The organism is Caulobacter sp. Root1455 (assembly GCF_001426905.1).
Classification (GTDB): domain Bacteria; phylum Pseudomonadota; class Alphaproteobacteria; order Caulobacterales; family Caulobacteraceae; genus Caulobacter.
Map to the genome: position 1 here is coordinate 535,816 of NZ_LMFQ01000024.1, position 18,294 is coordinate 554,109.

Below are 18,294 nucleotides of genomic sequence, written 5' to 3' on the forward strand. Positions count from 1 at the left end.
CTAGATCCCGTCGCCCACGGTCGGCGCGCCGCCCGGCGCGCGGGCGACGTGAATGCCGCACTCGGTCTTGTCCTGGCCCGCCCAGCGGCCGGCGCGGACGTCGGCGGCGGGGTCGTCGACCGGCTTGGTGCACGGCCAGCAGCCGACCGACGGGAACCCCTGGGCCACCAGCGGGTGGGCCGGCAGGTCGTATTCGGCGACGTAGGACTCCAGCTCCGCCTTGCCCCAGTTGGCCAGCGGATTGAACTTGATCTGGCCCTCGGACTCCTCGACCACCCGCAGCCGCAGGCGGTCGCCGCCATGGAAGCGCTTGCGGCCCGTCGTCCAGGCGGCGAACTCGCCCAGGGCGCGGTCCAGCGGCAGCACCTTGCGGATGTGGCAGCAGGCGTCGGTGTCGGTGCGCCAGAGGTCGGACTTGGGATCGGTGACCGCCAGATCCGTATAGGCCGGCCGCAGGTCGCGCACGTCCGTCAGGCCCAGACGGGTCGTCAACGCCTTGCGGTAGTCCAGGGTCTGGCCGAACAGCATGCCGGTGTCGAGGAACAGCACGGGGATGTCCTTCGAAACCTGGCTGGCCAGGTGCAGCAGCACCGCCGACTCGGCCCCGAACGAGCTGACCAGGGCCAGCGTGTCGCCGAAGGTCTCGTAGGCCTTGCGCAGAATCGTCAGCGGATGGGCGTCGCGCAGCTCGGCGTCCAGCCGCGCCGCCAGGTCGGCGGCCCCGTTTATCGGGACGAGGGGCCGCATCGCGGCGGCCGGCTTCAGCTCGGTCGCTGTCTGGTCGTAAGCCACTAGGCGCCCCTTTCCTCGAAAGCGACCGGACGGTCGTCGGCCGCCCGCTGATAAACATGGCGGAAGCGATGGGCGGCCTTGGTCCAGGCCTCCGGCGTGGCGCCGTCATTGGGTTCGAAGGCGTCGAAGCCGCAGCGGACCATGAAGCCGGCCTGCTCCTGCAGCACGTCGCCGACCGCCCTCACCTCGCCGGTGAAGCCCAGGCGCTCGCGCAGCAGGCGGGCCGAGGTGTAGGCGCGGCCGTCGCGGTACTTCGGAAAGGCCAGGGCCACCACCGACAGGCGCGGCAGGTCATAGGCCAGGGCCTCGACCTCCTGATCCGGCTCGATCCGCACGCCGACGCGGCGGCTGTTGGACAGCAGGATCTCGCCCTCGGCCTGGAAACGGGCCAGGGACAGGATCACGTCGCCCTCGGGCAGGGCGTCGTCGTCGGCCACGTGCGTGAAGACGTCCTGCGCCCACTGGGCCGTATCGCCGTCCAGCTTAATCAGCTTGGGCATAGACCGCCTCCTTGAACGGCTCGAGGCCGACGCGACGATAGGTGTCGAGGAAGCGCTCCTCGCCGGTGCGGATGTGCAGATAGGCTTCGACCAGGGCGTCGATGGCCGGGGCCACCTTGTCGGCCGACAGGCCCGGGCCGAGGATCCGGCCGATGCTGGCGTCCTCCGCCCCCGAGCCGCCCAGCGAGAGCTGGTAGAATTCCTCGCCCTTCTTGTCGACGCCCAGGATGCCGATGTGGGCCACGTGATGGTGACCGCAGGCGTTGATGCAGCCGCTGATCTTGATCTTCAGCTCCCCCACCTTCTCGGCCCGGTCCGGGTCGGCGAACTTGCGGGCGATGTCCTGGGCGATCGGGATGGCGCGGGCGTTGGCCAGAGCGCAGTAGTCCAGGCCCGGGCAGGCGATGATGTCGCTGGCCAGATCGATGTTGGCGGTGGCCAGGCCGACGGACTCCAGCACCGCGTGCACGGCCGGCAGGTCGTCCAGCTTCACGTGCGGCAAGACCAGGTTCTGGGCGTGGGTCACGCGCAGATCGTCCAGGCTGTAGTGCTCGGCCAGGTCGGCGACGACGTCCAGCTGCTCGGCCGAGGCGTCGCCCGGGGTCTGGCCGATGGCCTTCAGCGACACCTCGACGATGGCGTAGCCCGGCTGCTTGTGCGGCTTGACGTTGTTGCGCGCGAAGCGCCGCAGGGCCGGGCTGGCGGCGCGGGCGGCCTCGAAGGCCTCCGACACGGCCGGCAGGGTCTCGAACCGGGTTTGGGCGAAGGCGGCGCGGATGCGGGCCAGCTCGGCGGCCGGCAGGTCGGCGCGCTCGGCGTTGATCTTGCCCCACTCCTCCTCGACCTGGCGGGCGAACTCCTCGGCGCCCAGGGCCGCGACCAGGATCTTGATCCGGGCCTTGTAGATGTTGTCGCGGCGGCCGTGGCGGTTGTAGACGCGCAGGATCGCCTCGACATAGCTGAGCAGGTGCTCGGACGGCAGGTACGACCTGATGGTCGGGCCGACATAGGGCGTGCGGCCCTGGCCGCCGCCGACGATCACCTCGAAGCCGATCTGGCCGTCGCGGCCCTTGCGCAGGATCAGGCCGATGTCGTGCACCTTGACCGCCGCGCGGTCGGTCAGGGCGCCGGTGACGGCGATCTTGAACTTGCGCGGCAGGAAGCTGAATTCCGGGTGCAGGGTCGACCACTGGCGCAGGACCTCGGACCACACGCGCGGATCGTCGATCTCCTCGGCCGTGGCGCCGGCATAGGGGTCGGCGGTGACGTTGCGGATGCAGTTGCCGCTGGTCTGGATGGCGTGCAGATCCACCTCGGCCAGCGCGTCCAGGATGTCCGGCGCGTCCTTCAGCTTGATCCAGTTGAACTGGATGTTCTGACGGGTGGTCATGTGCCCGTAGCCCTTGTCGTAGGTGCGGGCGATCCAGGCCAGGCGGCGGGCCTGGCGGGCGTTCAGCGAGCCGTACGGAATGGCGATCCGCAGCATGTAGGCGTGGAGCTGCAGATAGAGGCCGTTCATCAGCCGCAGCGGCTTGAACTGGTCCTCGGTCAGCTCGCCGGCCAGGCGGCGGGCCACCTGATGCCGGAACTCGTTGGAGCGGTCGGTCAGGAATTCGCGGTCGATGGCGTCGTACAGGTACATGTCGGCTATTTCCTGCGGATCAGGTCGACGCGGCCGGTCGAGCGGGCCGCGCCATGGGCATGGCGCAGGGCCTCGATCACCTCGCCGCCGACGGCCTGCTTGCCGTGGGTGGGTTCGTTGGTGGGGCCCAGGGCCCGGATGCGTTCGCGGTAGCTGACCGGGGCCAGGCCGCCGTCCACCGGCGCCAGGTCGATCGGATAGGGGTCGACGATCACGGTCGGCTGGGCCTTGCCCTTGGCGACCACGGCCTCGACCTCGGCCTCCTGGGTCTCGTCGAACAGCTGGGCCTCGCCGAAGCCCTCGACCCAGGCGCCGGTCTTCCAGAACACGACCTCGCCGTCGATCAGGCGATTGGCGGTGACAGCTTTCATCGACGGGGACTCACGCGTTGAACGGCGGGGGATGCGCCCTCGTCCTTCGACAGGCTCAGGATGAGGTCTACTGAATGGTCGGCGCCATTCGCCACGCCCGAGACAACCTCATCCTGAGCTTGTCGAAGGACGGGGTTGTCCGGCAGGGCGTCCGCCATGGCCATGGCCTCGCCGACCATCAGCAGCGCGGGGCCCTTCAGGCCCTCGGCGGCGAGCGCCAGGCCGGCCAGGGTGGTCAGGATGCGGCGCTCGTCGGCGCGGCTGGCGTTCTCGACGATCAGGGCGGGGGTCGAGCCGGCGCGGCCGGCGGTCGTCAGGCGCTCGGCGATCAGGCCGGCCGTGCTGACGCCCATATAGACGACGACGGTCTGGTTCGGGCGCGCCAGGGCGGTCCAGTCCAGGTCCGGTTCGCCGTGCGCGGCGTGGCCGGTGACGAAGGTCACGGCCTGGGCCGATCCGCGATGGGTCAGGGGCGCGCCGGCGCCGGCCGAGGCCGCCAGGGCGGCGGTGATCCCGGGAACCACCGTGCACTCGACACCGGCCTCGCGGCAGGCGGTCAGCTCCTCGCCGCCGCGGCCGAACAGGAACGGGTCGCCGCCCTTAAGCCGCACGACGGTCAGGCCGTCCAGCGCCAGGGCCACGAGAAGTTGGTTGATGTCGTCCTGCGGCAGGGTGTGGCGCGACTTGCGCTTGGCGACGTTGATCCGCCGCGCCGCGGCGGGCGCCAGGTCGAGAATCTCGTCGGAGACCAGGCCGTCATGGACCACCACGTCGGCGGCCCGCAGGGCCTTCAGGGCCTTGATCGTCAGCAGCTCGGGATCGCCCGGACCCGCGCCGACCAGGGTCACGCGACCGGGCAGGCGGACGCTCGTCCCGCCGCCGAGGGCGACGAGACCGGCCTTGGAGCGGGAAGCGGATCGGACCGTGGGCCGAGCCATGCGATTCAGGTCCTCTATCAGCTGGACGCCGCTACCGACGCCCCGGACCGGCGACATCGCCGAACCGGTCGCGCCGAAAGCATTGCGGGGCGAACCCTAGAGTCCGCCCCGCCCGCGTTCGTCGATGAAAAGGGCCGTCTCCATCAGCGAACGCTTGCAAATTGGTCGCGAGCGGGCCACTTCGCAAACAAGGTCTTCTGCCGGGGCGTTCAGTAAAACTCATGGAACGACAGTCCGAACGACGGCGGCTCCCGCCCCTCAACGCGCTGCGGGCGTTCGAGGCGGCCGCGCGCCATCTGAACTTCAGCCGCGCCGCCGACGAGCTGTCGGTGACGCCCGGCGCCGTGAGCCAGCAGATCCAGAATCTCGAGGACTATGTCGGCGCGGCCCTGTTCAAGCGCACGCCCAAGGGCCTGCTGCTGACCGACGCGGCCCAGACCGCCCTGCCCGCCCTGCGCGAGGCCTTCGACCGTCTGGCCGAGGCCGCCAGCCTGCTGACCGCCGCCGTCGACGGCCGCCGCCTGACCCTCACCGCCGCCCCCTCGTTCGCCGCCAAGTGGCTGGTGCCGCGGCTGGGCAAGTTCGAGCAGGCCCAGCCCCAGGTCGACGTCTGGCTGTCGGCCGGCATGGAGGTCGTGGATTTCGCGGCCGGCGAGGTCGACCTGGCCATCCGCTACGGCTCGGGCCGCTATCCGGGACTGGAGGTCGTCCGCCTGCTCAGCGAGACCGTGATCCCCGTCGCCTCGCCTGAACTGCTGGCCGCCAACCCCTTGGAATCGCCCGAGGACCTGTCCCGCCACATCCTGCTGCACGACGGCTCGCCGGACGCCGACGACAGCTGCCCGGACTGGGCCATGTGGCTGGCGGCGCGAGGCATCAAGTCGGTCGACGGGGCGCGCGGTCCGCGCTTCAACCAGTCCAGCCTGGTGATCGAGGCGGCCGCCAACGGACGCGGCGTCGCCCTGGCCAAACAGACCCTGGCCCAGGCCGATCTCGACGCCGGCCGCCTGGTCATTCCGTTCGAGATCCCCACGGCCGTCGACTTCGCCTATTACGTCGTCCATCCCAAGGCCAAGGGACGTCTGCCGCAGGTGAAGGCGTTCGTTTCGTGGCTGCAGGCCGAGGCGGCGGCCCACGAAGCGGCCCTCCTCACCATGGACAACGGCGCGGGCATCTAGCTCAAGGTTCGGGGTGGCCCCGGCGGCCGGAACCGGCTTAAAGGAGCGCATGATCAAGACGACTCTCACGGTCGACGAGCGCCTCGCCCCCGCCGACTGCTCGACCATGCCCGACGTTCGCAAGGGCGTGGACGCCCTGGACCGGGCGCTGGTGCGGTTGCTGGCCGAGCGCCAGGGCTACATGGACGCCGCCGCCCGCATCAAGGCCGACCGCTCCAAGGTGTTCGACCGCGCGCGGATCGAGGACGTGGTCGACAAGGTCAAGGCCGCCGCGCGCGAGTCGGGCCTGTCGGAAGCCATCGCCGAGCCGGTCTGGCGCACGCTGATCGACCGCTGCATCGCCTATGAATACGACAGCTGGGACCGGACGAAGGGCTGAGCGGGAGCTCTTCCCTCCCCTTTATGGGGAGGGTGGCCCTGGCAGCGCCAAGGTCGGGTGGGGCTTGCTGAGCCGACACCCTGCGCCGATCCCCCACCCGTCCCGCTACGCGGTCCACCCTCCCCACAAGGGGGAGGGAAAGCGCTTCGCCTAATTCCCGTCGATCAGGTTGCCGATCTGCCCCAGGATCGAGCCCTCGCCGCGGTTGCCGCCGCCGCCCTGGGCCGCCTGCAGCATCCGCCCCGCCAGCCGCGAGAACGGCAGGGACTGGATCCAGACCTTCCCGGGCCCGCGCAGCCGCGCGAAGAACAGGCCCTCGCCGCCGAACAGCACGCTGCGCACGCCGCCGGCCATGACCAAGTCGAAGTCGACGCCGGGGGTGTAGGCGGCCAGGCAGCCGGTGTCGACGTGCAGCTCCTCGCCGGGTTTCAGCTCACGCTCGACCAGGGCGCCGCCCATCTGCACGAACACCCAGCCGTCGCCGTCCAGCCGCTGCATGATGAAGCCCTCGCCGCCGAACAGGCCGGTCATCACGCGTTTCTGGAAGTGGATGCCGATCGACACCCCGCGCGCCGCGGCCAGGAAGCTGTCCTTCTGGCAGATCAGCGTGCCGCCCAGCTGGCCCAGGTTCAGCGGCAGGATGTTCCCCGGCGTGGGCGCGGCGAAGGCGACGCGCGCCTTGCCCGAACCGGTGTGGGTGAAGACGGTGGTGAACAGGCTCTCGCCGGTGACCAGGCGCTTGCCCGCCCCCAGCAGCTTGCCCATGAAGCCGCCGCCGGCGTCGCCCGAGCCGTCGCCGAACACCGTGGTCATCTGGACGCTGGCGTCCTTCCAGACGAACGACCCGGCCTCGGCCACGGCGCTTTCGCCGGCGTCCAGCTCGATCTCCAGGAACTGCAGCTCCTGGCCCTTGATCTCGAAATCGATGTCGTCGGCGACGGCGGCGCTGCGGGTGTGCGACCAAGGGCTGGGAGGCATGGGTTTGGGGCTCCGGTTGAACTCGCCGCAACTTAGGCAAGCGTGTCGGAACGCGCCAATTACGCTTCGGTAAGCCGCCCTACCCCTTCAACGACCGCAGAGCCCGCTCGTGGGCGTAGGCGGCGATGTCCATCAGGGCCAGGTCCAGGGCGTTGCGCACGTCGCCCAGGCTCTTGGTCCCGGCCTCGGCCTCGGCGCAGACGTCGCCCAGCGCGAAAGCCCCGACGCCCCGCGCCGCGCCCTTGACCGTGTGGACCGCGTCCGCCCAGCCCGGATGGCTCTTGTCGAGCATCGGCGTCCACAGCGCGGCCTGCTCGCGAAACAGCGCCAGCACCTCGTCGATGACCGTGGAATCGTCCATCGCGAACCCTTCCAGATAGGCGAAATCCACGGCTCCGCTGATATCTCGTCTGGCCAAAAAATAGTCCCTTGCGTTCCAAGATTCTTTGCGTATGTTCCGCGCCTCGCCGCCGAGGCAAACCACCGCTTCGGGCCGCGCGGGCGCATAGCTCAGTTGGTAGAGCAGCTGACTCTTAATCAGCGGGTCGTAGGTTCGAATCCTACTGCGCCCACCATTTCCTCCCAAGACTCAATGACTTTCCCCTCTGGGGACGCCGCCATGCCTGGCGTTGCGTCCTGTCCGCGCCCTGCTGTTCTACGGCGCCGCCCCAATGGATGTAAGGGCCGGACGTAAGGGCACGATGGCCTCATGCGGCTTTCCGTCGGATGTTGCCTCCAACAAAACGGGAGGCGACCGATGATCACCCTCTATCACTGCGTCGGCGCGCGCTCGTTCCGGGCCCTGTGGGCGCTCGAGGAGCTGGGCCTGCCCTATGCGCTGAAGCTGACGCCCTTCCCGCCCCGCTTCCGCGAGCCGGGCTATCTGGACGTCAATCCCATGGGCACGACGCCGACCCTGATCGACGGCGACACCCTGATGAGCGAGTCGGCGGCGATCGGCGAATATCTGGCGCGCCGATACGGCCCCAGCGACCTGACCGTCACGCCCGACGAGCCCGGCTTCGGGGCCTATCTGAACTTCCTGCACATGGGCGAGGCCACCCTCACCTTCCCCCAGACCATCCACCTGCGCTACGCGGTGTTCGAGCCGGAGGAGCGCCGCCTGCCCCAGGCGGCGGCCGACTATGTGCAGTGGTTCCTGTCGCGGCTGAAGGCGGCGGCCAAGCTGCTCGACGACAGCGGCTACGTGGCTGCCCGCCGCTTCACCATGGCCGACATCTCGGTGGCCTACGCCCTGAAGCTGGGCGAGCAGCTGGGCTTTTCCGACAGCTTCCCCGAGGCCTTCAAGGCGCATCTGGCGCGGATGAAGGCCCGCGACGGCTACCAGCGCGCCCTGGTCGCCGAAAGCGCTGGAGAACCCGTCCTGTGAGCCCGCCCCCCGTGAACCCTGAACGCATCCCGGTCATTGTCGGTGTCGGCGAGGCGCTGGACCGGCCGAGCGACCTCTCCAAGGCCCTGGAGCCCCTGGCCCTGATGGAAGCGGCCCTGCGCGAGGCCGACGCCGACGCGGGCGGCGGCTTCCTCGCCAGGATCGCCTCGCTGGACGTCGTCAACCAGCTCAGCTGGCGCTACGCCGACGCGGCGGGCGAGCTGTGCGCCCGGCTCGACATCGCCCCGGCCCGCGCCGTCTACGGCCCGGTCGGCGGGGAGAGCCCGGTGCGGTTCCTGCACGAGGCCGCGATCCGCATCGCCCGGGGCGAGGCCGAGGTCTGCGCGGTGGTCGGGGCCGAGGCGCAGTGGAGCGTCAACAAGGCCCGCGCCGCCGGGATCGACCTGCCCTGGACGCCCAAGCCGACGGCCGCGGGCGGCGGACCGCGCATCGAGGTCCATCCCCTGGCCCTGAAGCTGGGGGTCTTCCTGCCGGTCAGCGTCTATCCGTTCTACGAGAACGCCGCCGCCCATCACTGGGGCCAGACGCCGCGCCAGGCCCTGGCGGAATCCGGCGCCCTGTGGTCGGCCTATGCCGCGGTGGCGGCGGGCCAGCCCAACGCCTGGATCAAGACGGCCTTCACGCCGGACCAGATCACCACCCCGCGCCCCGACAACCGACCGATCGCCTGGCCCTACACCAAGCTGATGGTCGCCAACATGCAGGTGAACCAGGGCGCGGCGGTGATCGTGACCAGTCTGGCGGCCGCCCGGGCCGCCGGCGTCCCCGACGAGCGGCTGGTGTTCGTCTGGGGCGGGGCGGCGGCGCGCGAACCGGGCGACTACCTGCGACGCGACCACTATCACGGCTCGGTCGCCCAGGACGCGGTGCTGGAGACGGTCGGCGCCATGGCTCCGGGCGGCTTCGACGCCCTGGAGCTCTACAGCTGCTTCCCCTGCGTGCCGAAGATGGCCCGGCGGACCCTGGGCCTGCCGGCGGGCGTGACGCCCACCGTGACCGGCGGCCTGACCTTCTTCGGGGCGCCGATGAACGACTACATGACCCACGCCGCCGTCGCCATGACCCGGCGGCTGCGGGGAGACGGCGGAACCGGCCTGCTGTACGGCCAGGGCGAGTTCGTCACCAAGCATCACGGCCTGGTGCTGGCCGACCGCCCCGCCCCGGACGGCGCGAGGTCGCTGGAGGAGATCAGCGTTCAGGCGCCGGCCGACGCCCGGCGCGGCCCCGTCCCGGCCTTCGTCGAGGACGCGGCGGGCCAGGCCGTGCTGGAGACCCACACGGTGCTCTACGACCGCGACGGCGCGCCGACCCATGGCGTGGCCATCGTGCGGACCCTGGAGGGCGCCCGGGCCCTGGCGCGGGTCCCGGCCGCCGACGCCGACACCCTGGCGGCCCTGACCGATCCGGACGCCTTCCCGATCGGCCGGACCGGAACCCTGCGCGCGGACGGCGACGGCGTGCTGGACTGGCGGCTCTGAACCCATGAGGCCGGAGCGGCGTTCCTGTGATGAAGGAACCCGTCCATGCCCCGTCGCCCGTTCAACCGCCTGCTCCCCAACGCTCTGCTCCTGGTCCTGGCCTTGGGCGGCGTGACGCTGAGCGGCTGCGCCCATGACCAGTCCAGCCAGCAGGGCTACGCCTGGAACTACATGGACAGCGCCGAGGAAGGCCCCAAGCTGGCCTATGGCCGGCCCAACAGCGACGACGTGGTGGTGATGATGGCCTGCGCGCCCCGCGCCTCGGCCGTGACCCTGACGGCGACCGGCCTGACGGGCGACGAGATCGCCCTGGCGTCCGGCCGCAAGGTCACCCGCCTGAAGGCCCAGGCCGCGCCCTCGGACATGAGCGAGGGCCTGCTCCAGGCCCGCACCAGCGTGGACGCCTCGGCCCTGCGGGCCTTCCGCCGCACCGGCGACCTGGACCTGCTGGTCGCCGACGACCGCCACCCCGTCGACGCCGCCCCCGCCGACCAGCGGCAGGTGAAGGCGTTCTTCAAGGCGTGCGAGGCCTGAACGCGCTCACCGCCTGATCCCGCAACTCAGCGGCCCCGCTGGTAGACCCGCACATAGTCCACCTCGAACCGGGCGGGGAACGCGGCGTCGTCAACGCCCTGCCGGCCGCCCCAGCCGCCCACCGCGAGGTTCAGGATCAGGTATTGCGGCTTGTCGAACGGCCAGGCGCCGACGTCGCCCGGCTGGTCGTTGTCGATTCGCACGTAGGCGCGGTCGTCCACGCCGATCAGGATGCGGTCCTTGTTCCAGTCCAGCTGGTAGCGGTGGAAGGCGCCGCAGACGTCGGGCAGTTTGCTCGCTCCGCCGCGCGCCGTGTGCATCGCGTGATTATACTTCCCGGTGTGCAGCGTGCCGTGCACCGTGCCCTGGTCCCAGCCGACATGCTCCATGATGTCGATCTCACCCCCCTGCGGCCAGGGCGCCGTCGGATCGGCGGGCATCATCCATATGGCCGGCCAGGTCCCGCGACCGCAGGCCAGCTTGGCCCGCACCTCGAAGAAGCCGTAGGTCCAGTCGGCCAGCCCTTGGGTCATCAGCTTGGCCGAGCTGTAGCGCTGGCCGCCCCAGTCGGCCGGCTTCGGATCGGCCAGGTCGTCGTGGCGCGCCTCGATGACCAGCCGACCATCCGCCACACGGACGTTCTCGCGGCGACCGGCGGCGTAGTATTGCAACTCGTTGTTCCACCAGCCCAGCTTGTTTCGCGAGGTGTCGAACGCCCATTTACGCGCATCCACCACGGGAAGGTCGAACTCGTCCGACCAGACCAGCCGGGCGTCGGCCGGTCGGCTGTTGGGCAGGTCCACGCTGTAGTTGGCCTCGCCCTTGGGGTCGGCCAGCGCGGAGCTCGAGGCGAGCAGCAGCAGGCTTGCGATGATCCGTTTCAGCATCGCTCCTCCCCGGCGTCCGACGCGTGGGCGCTTAAGCCCGCCGCCCCGCCGCGCTGACGTTGTCGATCCCCAGGGCCGACAGGGCCCCGCGCAGGATGCCCTCGGCGTCGAGGCCGGCCTGGGCGTACATGACGTCGGGCTTGTCCTGGTCCTGGAAGACGTCGGGCAGCACCAGGGTGCGGATCTTCAGGCCGCGGTCCAGGGCGCCGTGCGCGGCCAGGGCCTGCAGCACGAAAGCGCCGAAGCCGCCGATGGCGCCCTCCTCCACCGTGATGATCGCCTCGTGCTCGCGCGCCAGGCGCAGCAGCATGTCGACGTCCAGCGGCTTGGCGAAGCGGGCGTCGGCGACGGTGGCCGACAGGCCGCGCGCGGCCAGCAGGTCGGCGGCCTTCAGGCACTCGGCCAGGCGGGTGCCCAGCGAGACGATGGCCACGCTGGTCCCTTCGCGGACGATGCGGCCCTTGCCGATCTCCAGCGGGGCGGCCAGTTCGGGGATGGTCAGGCCCAGGCCCTCGCCGCGCGGATAGCGGAAGGCGCTGGGGCGGTCGTCGATGGCCACGGCGGTGGCGACCATGTGGGCCAGCTCCACCTCGTCGGCGGCGGCCATCAGCACCATGCCGGGCAGCGCCCCCATGAAGCCGAGATCGAAGGTGCCCGCGTGGGTCGGACCGTCGGCGCCGACCAGGCCGGCGCGGTCCATGGCGAAGCGCACCGGCAGGCGCTGGATGGCCACGTCGTGGACCACCTGGTCGTAGCCGCGCTGCAGGAAGGTGGAATAGATCGCCGCGAACGGCTTCATGCCGTCGGCGGCGAGGCCCGCGGCGAAGGTCACCGCGTGCTGCTCGGCGATGCCGACGTCGAAGGTGCGGTGCGGATAGGCCTTGCCGAACAGGTCCAGCCCCGTGCCCGACGGCATGGCGGCGGTGATGGCCACGATCTTGTCGTCGATCGCCGCGTGCTTGATCAGTTCCTGGGCGAAGACCTTGGTGTAGCTGGGCGGACCGGCGGCGGCCTTGTGCTGCTGGCCGGTGACCACGTCGAACTTGACCACCGCGTGCAGCTTGTCGTCCGCGCCCTCGGCCGGGCCATAGCCCTTGCCCTTCTGGGTGACGACGTGGACCAGCACCGGCTTTTCGTTGAATTCCTTGACGTTCTTCAGCACCGAGACCAGGGCGTCCATGTCGTGGCCGTCGATCGGGCCGACATAGTGGAAGCCCAGCTCCTCGAAGAAGGTGCCGCCGGTGACCATGCCGCGGGCGTATTCCTCGGCCTTGCGGGCCGCGTCGCGGATCGGGGTCGGCAGCTTCTCGACCACCGTCTTGCCCAGCTTGCGCACCTTGCGATAGGCGCCGCCCGAGACGAGGTTGGCCAGATAGGCGCTCATGCCGCCCACCGGCGGGGCGATCGACATGTCGTTGTCGTTGAGGATGACGATCAGGCGCTTGGTGGTGTCGACCGCGGCGTTCATCGCCTCGTAGGCCATGCCGGCGCTCATCGAGCCGTCGCCGATCACGGCGATGACGCTGTTGTTCTCGCCCTTGGCGTCGCGGGCGGCGCAGAAGCCCAGGGCCGCCGAGATCGAGGTGGCCGCGTGGGCCGCGCCGAACGGGTCGTAGACGCTCTCGGCCCGCTTGGTGAAGCCCGACAGCCCGCCGCCCTGGCGCAGGGTGCGGATGCGGTCGCGGCGACCGGTCAGGATCTTGTGGGGATAGGCCTGGTGGCCGACGTCCCAGATGACGATGTCCTTGGGCGTCTCGAACACGTGGTGCAGGGCGACGGTCAGCTCGACCACGCCCAGGCCCGCGCCCAGGTGGCCGCCGGTCACCGAGACGGCGTCGATGGTTTCGGCCCTCACCTCGTTCGCCAGTTGCTTCAGTTCAGCCACGCTGAGGCCGCGCGTGTCGGCCGGTGACGAGATGGTGTCGAGAAGAGGGGTCAAAACAGGCATGTCCGAAGAAAGCGCGGTCAGTTGCGGCGGTCCAGCACGAAATCCACGCTACGACGCAGATGTTCAGCCCGTTCGCCGAAAATATCGAGATGTGACTTGGTTTGCGCGGCCAATAGATTGACGCGCTCTTTGGCCGCATCAAGGCCGAGCAGCGTGACGTAGTTGGCCTTGCCCTTGGCGGCGTCCTTGCCGCCGGCGGCCTTGCCCAGCACCGCCTCGTCGCCCTCTTCGTCCAGGATGTCGTCGACGATCTGGTAAGCCAGGCCCAGGTCCTGGGCGAATCCCATCAGGGCCGCGCGCTCGGAATCCTTGGCCCGGGCGATGATCAGCGGGATCTCGAAGGCGAAGGCGATCAGGGCCCCGGTCTTCAGGCGCTGCATGCGGGCCACCGCGCCCAGGTCGTCGCGGACGCCCAGCAGGTCGATCATCTGGCCGCCGCACATGCCCCTGGCGCCCGAGGCGATGGCCAGCTTGCGCACCAGCTCCGAGCGGACATGGCCGTCGTCGTGGGTGTCCGGATGGGCCATGATCTCGAAGGCGGCGGTCTGCAGGGCGTCGCCGGCCAGGATCGCGGTGGCTTCGTCGTACTGGATATGGACGGTCGGACGGCCTCGGCGCATGTCGTCGTCGTCCATGGCCGGCAGGTCGTCGTGCACCAGGCTGTAGGCGTGGATGCATTCCAGGGCGCAGGCGGCGCGCAGGACCGGCCGCTCGGGCAGGTCGAACATCTTGCCCGTCTCCAGGGCGAAGAACGGCCGCAGGCGCTTGCCGGGGCCCAGGGCCGCGTAGCGCATCGCCTCGGTCAGACGGCTCTCGGGACCGTCGGCGCGCGGCAGCAGTTCGTCGAGCGCCACGGTGACGATGTCGGCGGCCTGGACGATGCGCTTTTCGAGGTCGATCAAAACAGCTTACCCCCGTTGGGAACGTCACGGTCCACGTCGATCAGCACCACGCCCCCCTCGGCGTCCGGAAAGCCCAGGCACAGGACCTCGGACTTCATGGGACCGATCTGGCGCGGCGGAAAATTGACCACGGCGGCCACGCGACGGCCGATCAGTTCGCCCAGGCCGTAGTGCTTGGTCACCTGGGCCGAGGATTTCTTGATCCCGATCTGGGGACCGAAATCGATGAGCAGCTTGTAGGCGGGCTTGCGCGCCTCCGGGAACGGCGTGGCTTCGATCACCGTGCCGATACGGATATCGACGCGCTCGAAGTCCTCGTAGCCGATCTGCGGCGACGACTGACCCATCAGTTGAACTCGGCCGCTTCGGCGCTTATCGCGCCGCCCTGGGTCGCGCCGCCCTGCCCCAGCACGATCTTCTCGACCTTCAGGCGGGCGGCCTCGAGCTTCTTCTCGCAGTGAGCCTTGAGGGCCGCGCCGTCCTCGTAGATCTCGATCGAGCGCTCGAGCTCGGCCTTGCCGGACTCCAGCTCGCCGACGATCTGCTCCAGACGTTGCAGGGCCTGCTCGAAGCTCATGCCTTCAAGATCTTGGGGACTGATCATTTCTACTCCGGGGCGAACAGGCGCACCCTAGTGGCGGGCCGCGGCGCGAGCAACGCCGTTGGCGGGGCTTTTGGTGAACAGGGTTCGGGGTCTCGGCGCCCCTGTCGCTCGCGGAGGCGCCTAGGGCCGCTCGAAGCGCTTCACGCACCAGTATTTGAACCCCTGGTCCCGCGTCTTCTTCAGACCGCGCTTCTGCAGCGACAGGCCGATCATGGTGTTGAAGAAGCCGTGGGCCACCAGCAGCACCTCCTGGCCGTTCTTCGACAGGTCGATCAGCAGATCGGCGGCCTGGTCGGCGCGAATCTCGGCCTGGGCCCGGCTCTCCTGGCCGGCGTGATGGTCGAAGAACCACCACCAGAACCGCGCGAAGAAGCCCCAGTTCTTGGGCGACATCCTGATCCAGAGCGGCCAGGGCGGCGGCGGCAGCGGGGCCTCGATGAACAGCGGGTCGGTGGCGAAGGCCTTGCCGTCGGCCACGGCGGCGGCGGTCTCGATCGATCGCCGGCGCGTCGAGGCGATCACCACCCCCGCCCGTCTGGCGGTGGCCTTCAGCGATTCCGGCGGGGTCTGGCCGGGCAGCAGGCCGCCCTCCTCGTAGCGCGCCCACCATTCGCCATAGGCCGGCGCGTTGAAGCGGACCTTGCGCGACAGGGCCGGCTCGCCGTGACGGGCCAGGGTGATCGCGCCGGGACGCGCGCCAGCAAGGGCGCCGACGGCTCCGGAAGTCGCCAGCCCAGAGGATTCCGGGGCGGAAAGGTGGTCGGCGGATTCGTCGGCCATAGATTTTGGAGGTTCGGTTTCGCGCCACGCGCGACCTCTCGAACCTCTCACCCCTCTTGCAACGCTTTGACATGCGCCGCCGCCGAGCGGCCGAGCGCTTCTAGGTCGTAACCGCCCTCGAGCGAGGAAACAATACGCCCGCCGCAACGGCGGTTCGCGACCGAGGCGATCGCTCGCGTCGCCCAGGCGAAATCCTCGGCCTCCAGGCTCTGGGCGGCCAGCGGATCGCGGACGTGCGCGTCGAAGCCAGCCGAGACCAGGATCAGCTGCGGCGCGAATCCGTCGACCTTGTCCATCAGGCCCTCGAAGCGCTTGCGCCAGACCTCGCGCGGCGCATGCGGGGCGACGGTCGCGTTGGCGACGTTGCCGACGCCGATCTCCGACGGATCGCCGGTGCCGGGATAGAGCGGCGACTGGTGGATCGAGGCGAAGAACACCGTCGGATCGTGCTCGAACGTGGCCTGGGTGCCGTTGCCGTGATGGACGTCGAAATCGACGATCGCCACGCGCTTGAGCCCCGAGGCCTGGGCGACCCGCGCCGCCACGGCGATGTTGGAGAACACGCAGAACCCCATCGCCGTGTCCGGTTCGGCGTGGTGGCCGGGCGGGCGGACGGCGCAGAAGGCCCGCGTCCCCTGCCCCGCCGCCACGGCCCGGGTCGCGGCGACCACCGCCCCGGCGGCGCGGCGGGCGGCGGTCAGGCTGCCCGCCGACAGCACGGTGTCGGGGTCCAGGGCCGTCCGGCCGCTGCTCGGGGCCGCGGCCAGGACATTGTCGATGAAGCCCTGGGGATGGACCCGGGCCAGGTCGGCGTAGTCGACCAGCGGGGCCTCGACGCTCTCCAGGTCCAGGCGGCCGTCGTCGTTCAGCGCGTCGATCACCGCCCGCAGGCGCTCGGGCCGTTCGACGTGGTTGTCGCCGGGCCGGTGGTCGAGCATATCCAGGTGCGTATAGAGCGCGACATCCATGCGAGGATCGTAACCCTTGAACACCGCCCCGACCATCCGCCCCCCCACGATCAGAAGGGCCACCGTCGACGACGCCGACACGGTGTCCAGCCTGGGCGCCCGCACGTTCAGCGAGACCTTCGCCCACCTCTATCCGACCGAGGACCTGGAGACCTTCCTGGCCTACGCCTACGGCCTGGAGCGGACGCGGCGCGACCTGGCCGATCCGGACAAGGCGACCTGGCTGCTGGAGCTGGACGACGAGGCGATCGGCTACGCCACCGCCGGCCCCTGCGGCCTGCCCCACGAGGACGTCGGACCCGACGACGGCGAGCTGCACCGGATCTATGTGCTCAAGGACTTCCAGGGCGGCGGACGCGGCTCGCTGCTCTTGAAGACGGCGCTCGACTGGCTGGAACGAGACGGCCCGCGGCCGTTGTGGATCGGGGTGTGGTCCCAGAACTTCGGGGCGCAGAAGCTGTATGGGAGCAAGGGGTTCGAGAAAGTCGGGGAGTACCACTTCCCGGTAGGCCAGACACGGGACCTGGAGTTCATCCTGAGAAGGGGGTGACCCGGCTGGACGCCCCCTCCGTCGGGCTTCGCCCGCCACCTCCCCCGTTTCACGGGTGAGGAGAAGACGTCGGCGCGGCCTCCTCCTCACCCGCAACGCGGGGGAGGTGGCGCGATGCGAATACGCATCGTGACGGAGGGGGCGTCCGCTTGCGCCTGACGCTCTAAACCTCCATCCTTCGAACAACCGTTCGAAAGCCCGCCCATGTTCCTGCGCTTCTTCTCCGAGCTCCGCGCCGCCAAGGTTCCCGTATCCTTGCGCGAATATCTCCTGCTGATGGAGGCCCTGGACAAGGACGTCATCGATCGGCGGATCGAGGACTTCTACTTCCTGTCGCGCGCCAGCCTGGTGAAGGACGAGAAGAACCTCGACAAGTTCGACCGGGTGTTCGGCCACGTGTTCAAGGGATTGGAGACCGTCGAGGACGGCCTGACCGCCGACATTCCGGCCGAATGGCTCAAGGCCCTGACCGAGAAGTTCCTGACCGACGAGGAGAAGGCGCAGATCGAGGCCATGGGCGGCTTCGAGAAGCTGATGGAGACCCTGCAGGAGCGCCTGAAGGAGCAGAAGGAACGCCACGAGGGCGGCAACAAGTGGATCGGCTCGGGCGGCACGTCCCCGTTCGGCAACAACGGCTACAATCCCGAAGGCGTCCGCATCGGCCAGGACAAGAGCCGCCATGGCCGGGCCGTGAAGGTCTGGGACAAGCGCGAATACAAGAACCTCGACGACTCGGTCGAGCTGGGCACTCGCAACATCAAGGTCGCCCTGCGGCGCCTGCGCAAGTTCGCCCGCCAGGGGGCGCTGGACGAGCTGGACCTGAACGGCACGATCAAGGGCACGGCCGAAAAGGGCTATCTGGACATCCAGATGCGCCCCGAGCGGCGCAATACGATCAAGGTGCTGCTGTTCTTCGACATCGGCGGCTCGATGGACGGCCACATCAAGCTCTGCGAGGAGCTGTTCAGCGCCGCCAAGACCGAGTTCAAGCACCTGGAGTTCTTCTACTTCCACAACTGCCTGTACGAGGCGGTGTGGAAGGACAATCGCCGCCGCCAGGTCGAGAAGATCCCGACCTGGGAGGTGCTCCACAAGTTCCCCCACGACTACAAGATCATCTTCGTCGGCGACGCCACGATGAGCCCCTACGAGATCACCTATCCGGGCGGCAGCGTCGAGCACTGGAACGAGGAGGCCGGGGCCATCTGGATGAGCCGGGTCACCGACATCTACCAGAGCGCCGTCTGGCTGAACCCCACGCCCGAGCGGCACTGGGACTACACCCAGTCGATCGGGGTGATGAAGCAGCTGATGAACGACCGGATGTTCCCGCTGACGATCGACGGCCTGGACAAGGCCATGCGGGAGCTGGTGCGGGGGTAGTCTCCAAGCCCTCCCCCTGTGGGGGAGGCGATCGCGCAGCGATCGGTGGGGGGAGTTTTAGGGGCGCCGAT

21 protein-coding genes and 1 tRNA gene are annotated in these 18,294 nt (G+C 69.7%); 8 read left to right on the forward strand and 14 right to left on the reverse strand.

The genetic code is table 11. From position 1 onward, the window contains the following. Genes ASD21_RS20055 through cobA form a run of 5 tightly spaced genes read right to left on the reverse strand, consistent with a single transcriptional unit; the run spans position 1 to position 4,243 of the window. On the reverse strand, positions 1 to 792 hold the full coding sequence (locus tag ASD21_RS20055) for a phosphoadenylyl-sulfate reductase (protein ID WP_442856985.1): 792 nt from the start codon (positions 790 to 792) through the stop codon (positions 1 to 3). After that, positions 792 to 1,292 carry a DUF934 domain-containing protein gene (locus ASD21_RS20060; RefSeq protein WP_056445508.1) on the reverse strand — a complete coding sequence of 167 codons (501 nt, stop codon included), beginning with the start codon at positions 1,290 to 1,292 and terminating at the stop codon, positions 792 to 794. The genes ASD21_RS20055 and ASD21_RS20060 overlap by 1 nt, the downstream gene beginning before the upstream one ends. Continuing rightward, entirely contained in the window at positions 1,276 to 2,934 is a 1,659-nt protein-coding gene (locus ASD21_RS20065) for a nitrite/sulfite reductase (RefSeq protein ID WP_056445512.1), read from the reverse strand. The genes ASD21_RS20060 and ASD21_RS20065 overlap by 17 nt, the downstream gene beginning before the upstream one ends. Before the next feature lie 5 nt (positions 2,935 to 2,939). Then, complete coding sequence (locus ASD21_RS20070) at positions 2,940 to 3,305, reverse strand: DUF2849 domain-containing protein (protein ID WP_056445515.1); 366 nt, start codon at positions 3,303 to 3,305, stop codon at positions 2,940 to 2,942. After that, the gene (cobA, locus tag ASD21_RS20075) at positions 3,302 to 4,243 is read right to left on the reverse strand and encodes a uroporphyrinogen-III C-methyltransferase (RefSeq protein WP_056446247.1); all 942 of its coding nucleotides are present in this window, start codon (positions 4,241 to 4,243) and stop codon (positions 3,302 to 3,304) included. Before cobA ends, ASD21_RS20070 begins: the two co-directional genes overlap by 4 nt. Before the next feature lie 221 nt (positions 4,244 to 4,464). Here cobA and gcvA point away from each other — a divergent pair, with 221 nt between their 5' ends. Further along, the gene (gcvA, locus tag ASD21_RS20080) at positions 4,465 to 5,421 is read left to right on the forward strand and encodes a transcriptional regulator GcvA (protein WP_056445518.1); all 957 of its coding nucleotides are present in this window, start codon (positions 4,465 to 4,467) and stop codon (positions 5,419 to 5,421) included. A gap of 49 nt (positions 5,422 to 5,470) precedes the next feature. After that, the gene (locus ASD21_RS20085; protein WP_056445519.1) at positions 5,471 to 5,800 is read left to right on the forward strand and encodes a chorismate mutase; all 330 of its coding nucleotides are present in this window, start codon (positions 5,471 to 5,473) and stop codon (positions 5,798 to 5,800) included. A gap of 150 nt (positions 5,801 to 5,950) precedes the next feature. On the opposite strand, the gene ASD21_RS20090 is transcribed toward ASD21_RS20085, so the two are convergent. Then, positions 5,951 to 6,778 (reverse strand): TIGR00266 family protein, encoded by an 828-nt coding sequence (locus tag ASD21_RS20090; protein WP_056445520.1) that lies wholly within the window; start codon positions 6,776 to 6,778, stop codon positions 5,951 to 5,953. A 79-nt stretch (positions 6,779 to 6,857) separates the two neighbouring features. Then, positions 6,858 to 7,196 carry an Hpt domain-containing protein gene (locus ASD21_RS20095; protein WP_056445523.1) on the reverse strand — a complete coding sequence of 113 codons (339 nt, stop codon included), beginning with the start codon at positions 7,194 to 7,196 and terminating at the stop codon, positions 6,858 to 6,860. 81 nt (positions 7,197 to 7,277) lie between these two features. Between ASD21_RS20095 and ASD21_RS20100 the strand changes: the two genes are divergently transcribed. From ASD21_RS20100 to ASD21_RS20115, 4 genes are all read left to right on the forward strand, one after another. After that, positions 7,278 to 7,353: transfer RNA gene (locus ASD21_RS20100), tRNA-Lys, on the forward strand. Positions 7,354 to 7,535: 182 nt separating this feature from the next. After that, positions 7,536 to 8,168: a glutathione S-transferase family protein gene (locus ASD21_RS20105; protein WP_056445526.1), complete on the forward strand. Its 633-nt coding sequence runs from the start codon at positions 7,536 to 7,538 to the stop codon at positions 8,166 to 8,168. Continuing rightward, positions 8,165 to 9,667 carry an acetyl-CoA acetyltransferase gene (locus ASD21_RS20110; RefSeq protein WP_056445529.1) on the forward strand — a complete coding sequence of 501 codons (1,503 nt, stop codon included), beginning with the start codon at positions 8,165 to 8,167 and terminating at the stop codon, positions 9,665 to 9,667. The genes ASD21_RS20105 and ASD21_RS20110 overlap by 4 nt, the downstream gene beginning before the upstream one ends. Before the next feature lie 45 nt (positions 9,668 to 9,712). Then, positions 9,713 to 10,201, forward strand: coding sequence for a hypothetical protein (locus tag ASD21_RS20115; protein ID WP_056445531.1), 489 nt, complete (start codon positions 9,713 to 9,715; stop codon positions 10,199 to 10,201). Positions 10,202 to 10,227: 26 nt separating this feature from the next. Here ASD21_RS20115 and ASD21_RS20120 read toward each other — a convergent pair whose 3' ends face one another. The 7 genes from ASD21_RS20120 to ASD21_RS20150 form a co-directional block, all read right to left on the reverse strand. Then, positions 10,228 to 11,088, reverse strand: a complete 861-nt coding sequence (locus tag ASD21_RS20120; protein WP_056445534.1) for a glycoside hydrolase family 16 protein — start codon at positions 11,086 to 11,088, stop codon at positions 10,228 to 10,230. A gap of 31 nt (positions 11,089 to 11,119) precedes the next feature. Further along, positions 11,120 to 13,036, reverse strand: a complete 1,917-nt coding sequence (gene dxs / locus ASD21_RS20125) for a 1-deoxy-D-xylulose-5-phosphate synthase (protein ID WP_056445537.1) — start codon at positions 13,034 to 13,036, stop codon at positions 11,120 to 11,122. Positions 13,037 to 13,053: 17 nt separating this feature from the next. Next, entirely contained in the window at positions 13,054 to 13,938 is an 885-nt protein-coding gene (locus ASD21_RS20130; RefSeq protein ID WP_056445539.1) for a polyprenyl synthetase family protein, read from the reverse strand. Next, on the reverse strand, positions 13,935 to 14,285 hold the full coding sequence (locus ASD21_RS20135) for a tRNA-binding protein (protein WP_056445541.1): 351 nt from the start codon (positions 14,283 to 14,285) through the stop codon (positions 13,935 to 13,937). Before ASD21_RS20135 ends, ASD21_RS20130 begins: the two co-directional genes overlap by 4 nt. Beyond that, entirely contained in the window at positions 14,285 to 14,542 is a 258-nt protein-coding gene (locus ASD21_RS20140; RefSeq protein WP_056445544.1) for an exodeoxyribonuclease VII small subunit, read from the reverse strand. Before ASD21_RS20140 ends, ASD21_RS20135 begins: the two co-directional genes overlap by 1 nt. A gap of 120 nt (positions 14,543 to 14,662) precedes the next feature. Beyond that, complete coding sequence (locus tag ASD21_RS20145) at positions 14,663 to 15,322, reverse strand: histidine phosphatase family protein (RefSeq protein WP_082554859.1); 660 nt, start codon at positions 15,320 to 15,322, stop codon at positions 14,663 to 14,665. A 47-nt stretch (positions 15,323 to 15,369) separates the two neighbouring features. Beyond that, positions 15,370 to 16,290 (reverse strand): histone deacetylase family protein, encoded by a 921-nt coding sequence (locus ASD21_RS20150; RefSeq protein WP_056445547.1) that lies wholly within the window; start codon positions 16,288 to 16,290, stop codon positions 15,370 to 15,372. A gap of 16 nt (positions 16,291 to 16,306) precedes the next feature. On the opposite strand from ASD21_RS20150, the gene ASD21_RS20155 reads away from it, so the two are divergent. Both ASD21_RS20155 and ASD21_RS20160 read left to right on the forward strand, forming a co-directional pair. Next, entirely contained in the window at positions 16,307 to 16,840 is a 534-nt protein-coding gene (locus tag ASD21_RS20155; RefSeq protein WP_056445550.1) for a GNAT family N-acetyltransferase, read from the forward strand. 204 nt (positions 16,841 to 17,044) lie between these two features. Further along, a complete protein-coding gene (locus tag ASD21_RS20160; protein ID WP_056445553.1) occupies positions 17,045 to 18,223 on the forward strand; it encodes a vWA domain-containing protein in 1,179 nt (392 codons plus the stop codon). The last annotated feature ends 71 nt before the right edge of the window (positions 18,224 to 18,294 follow it).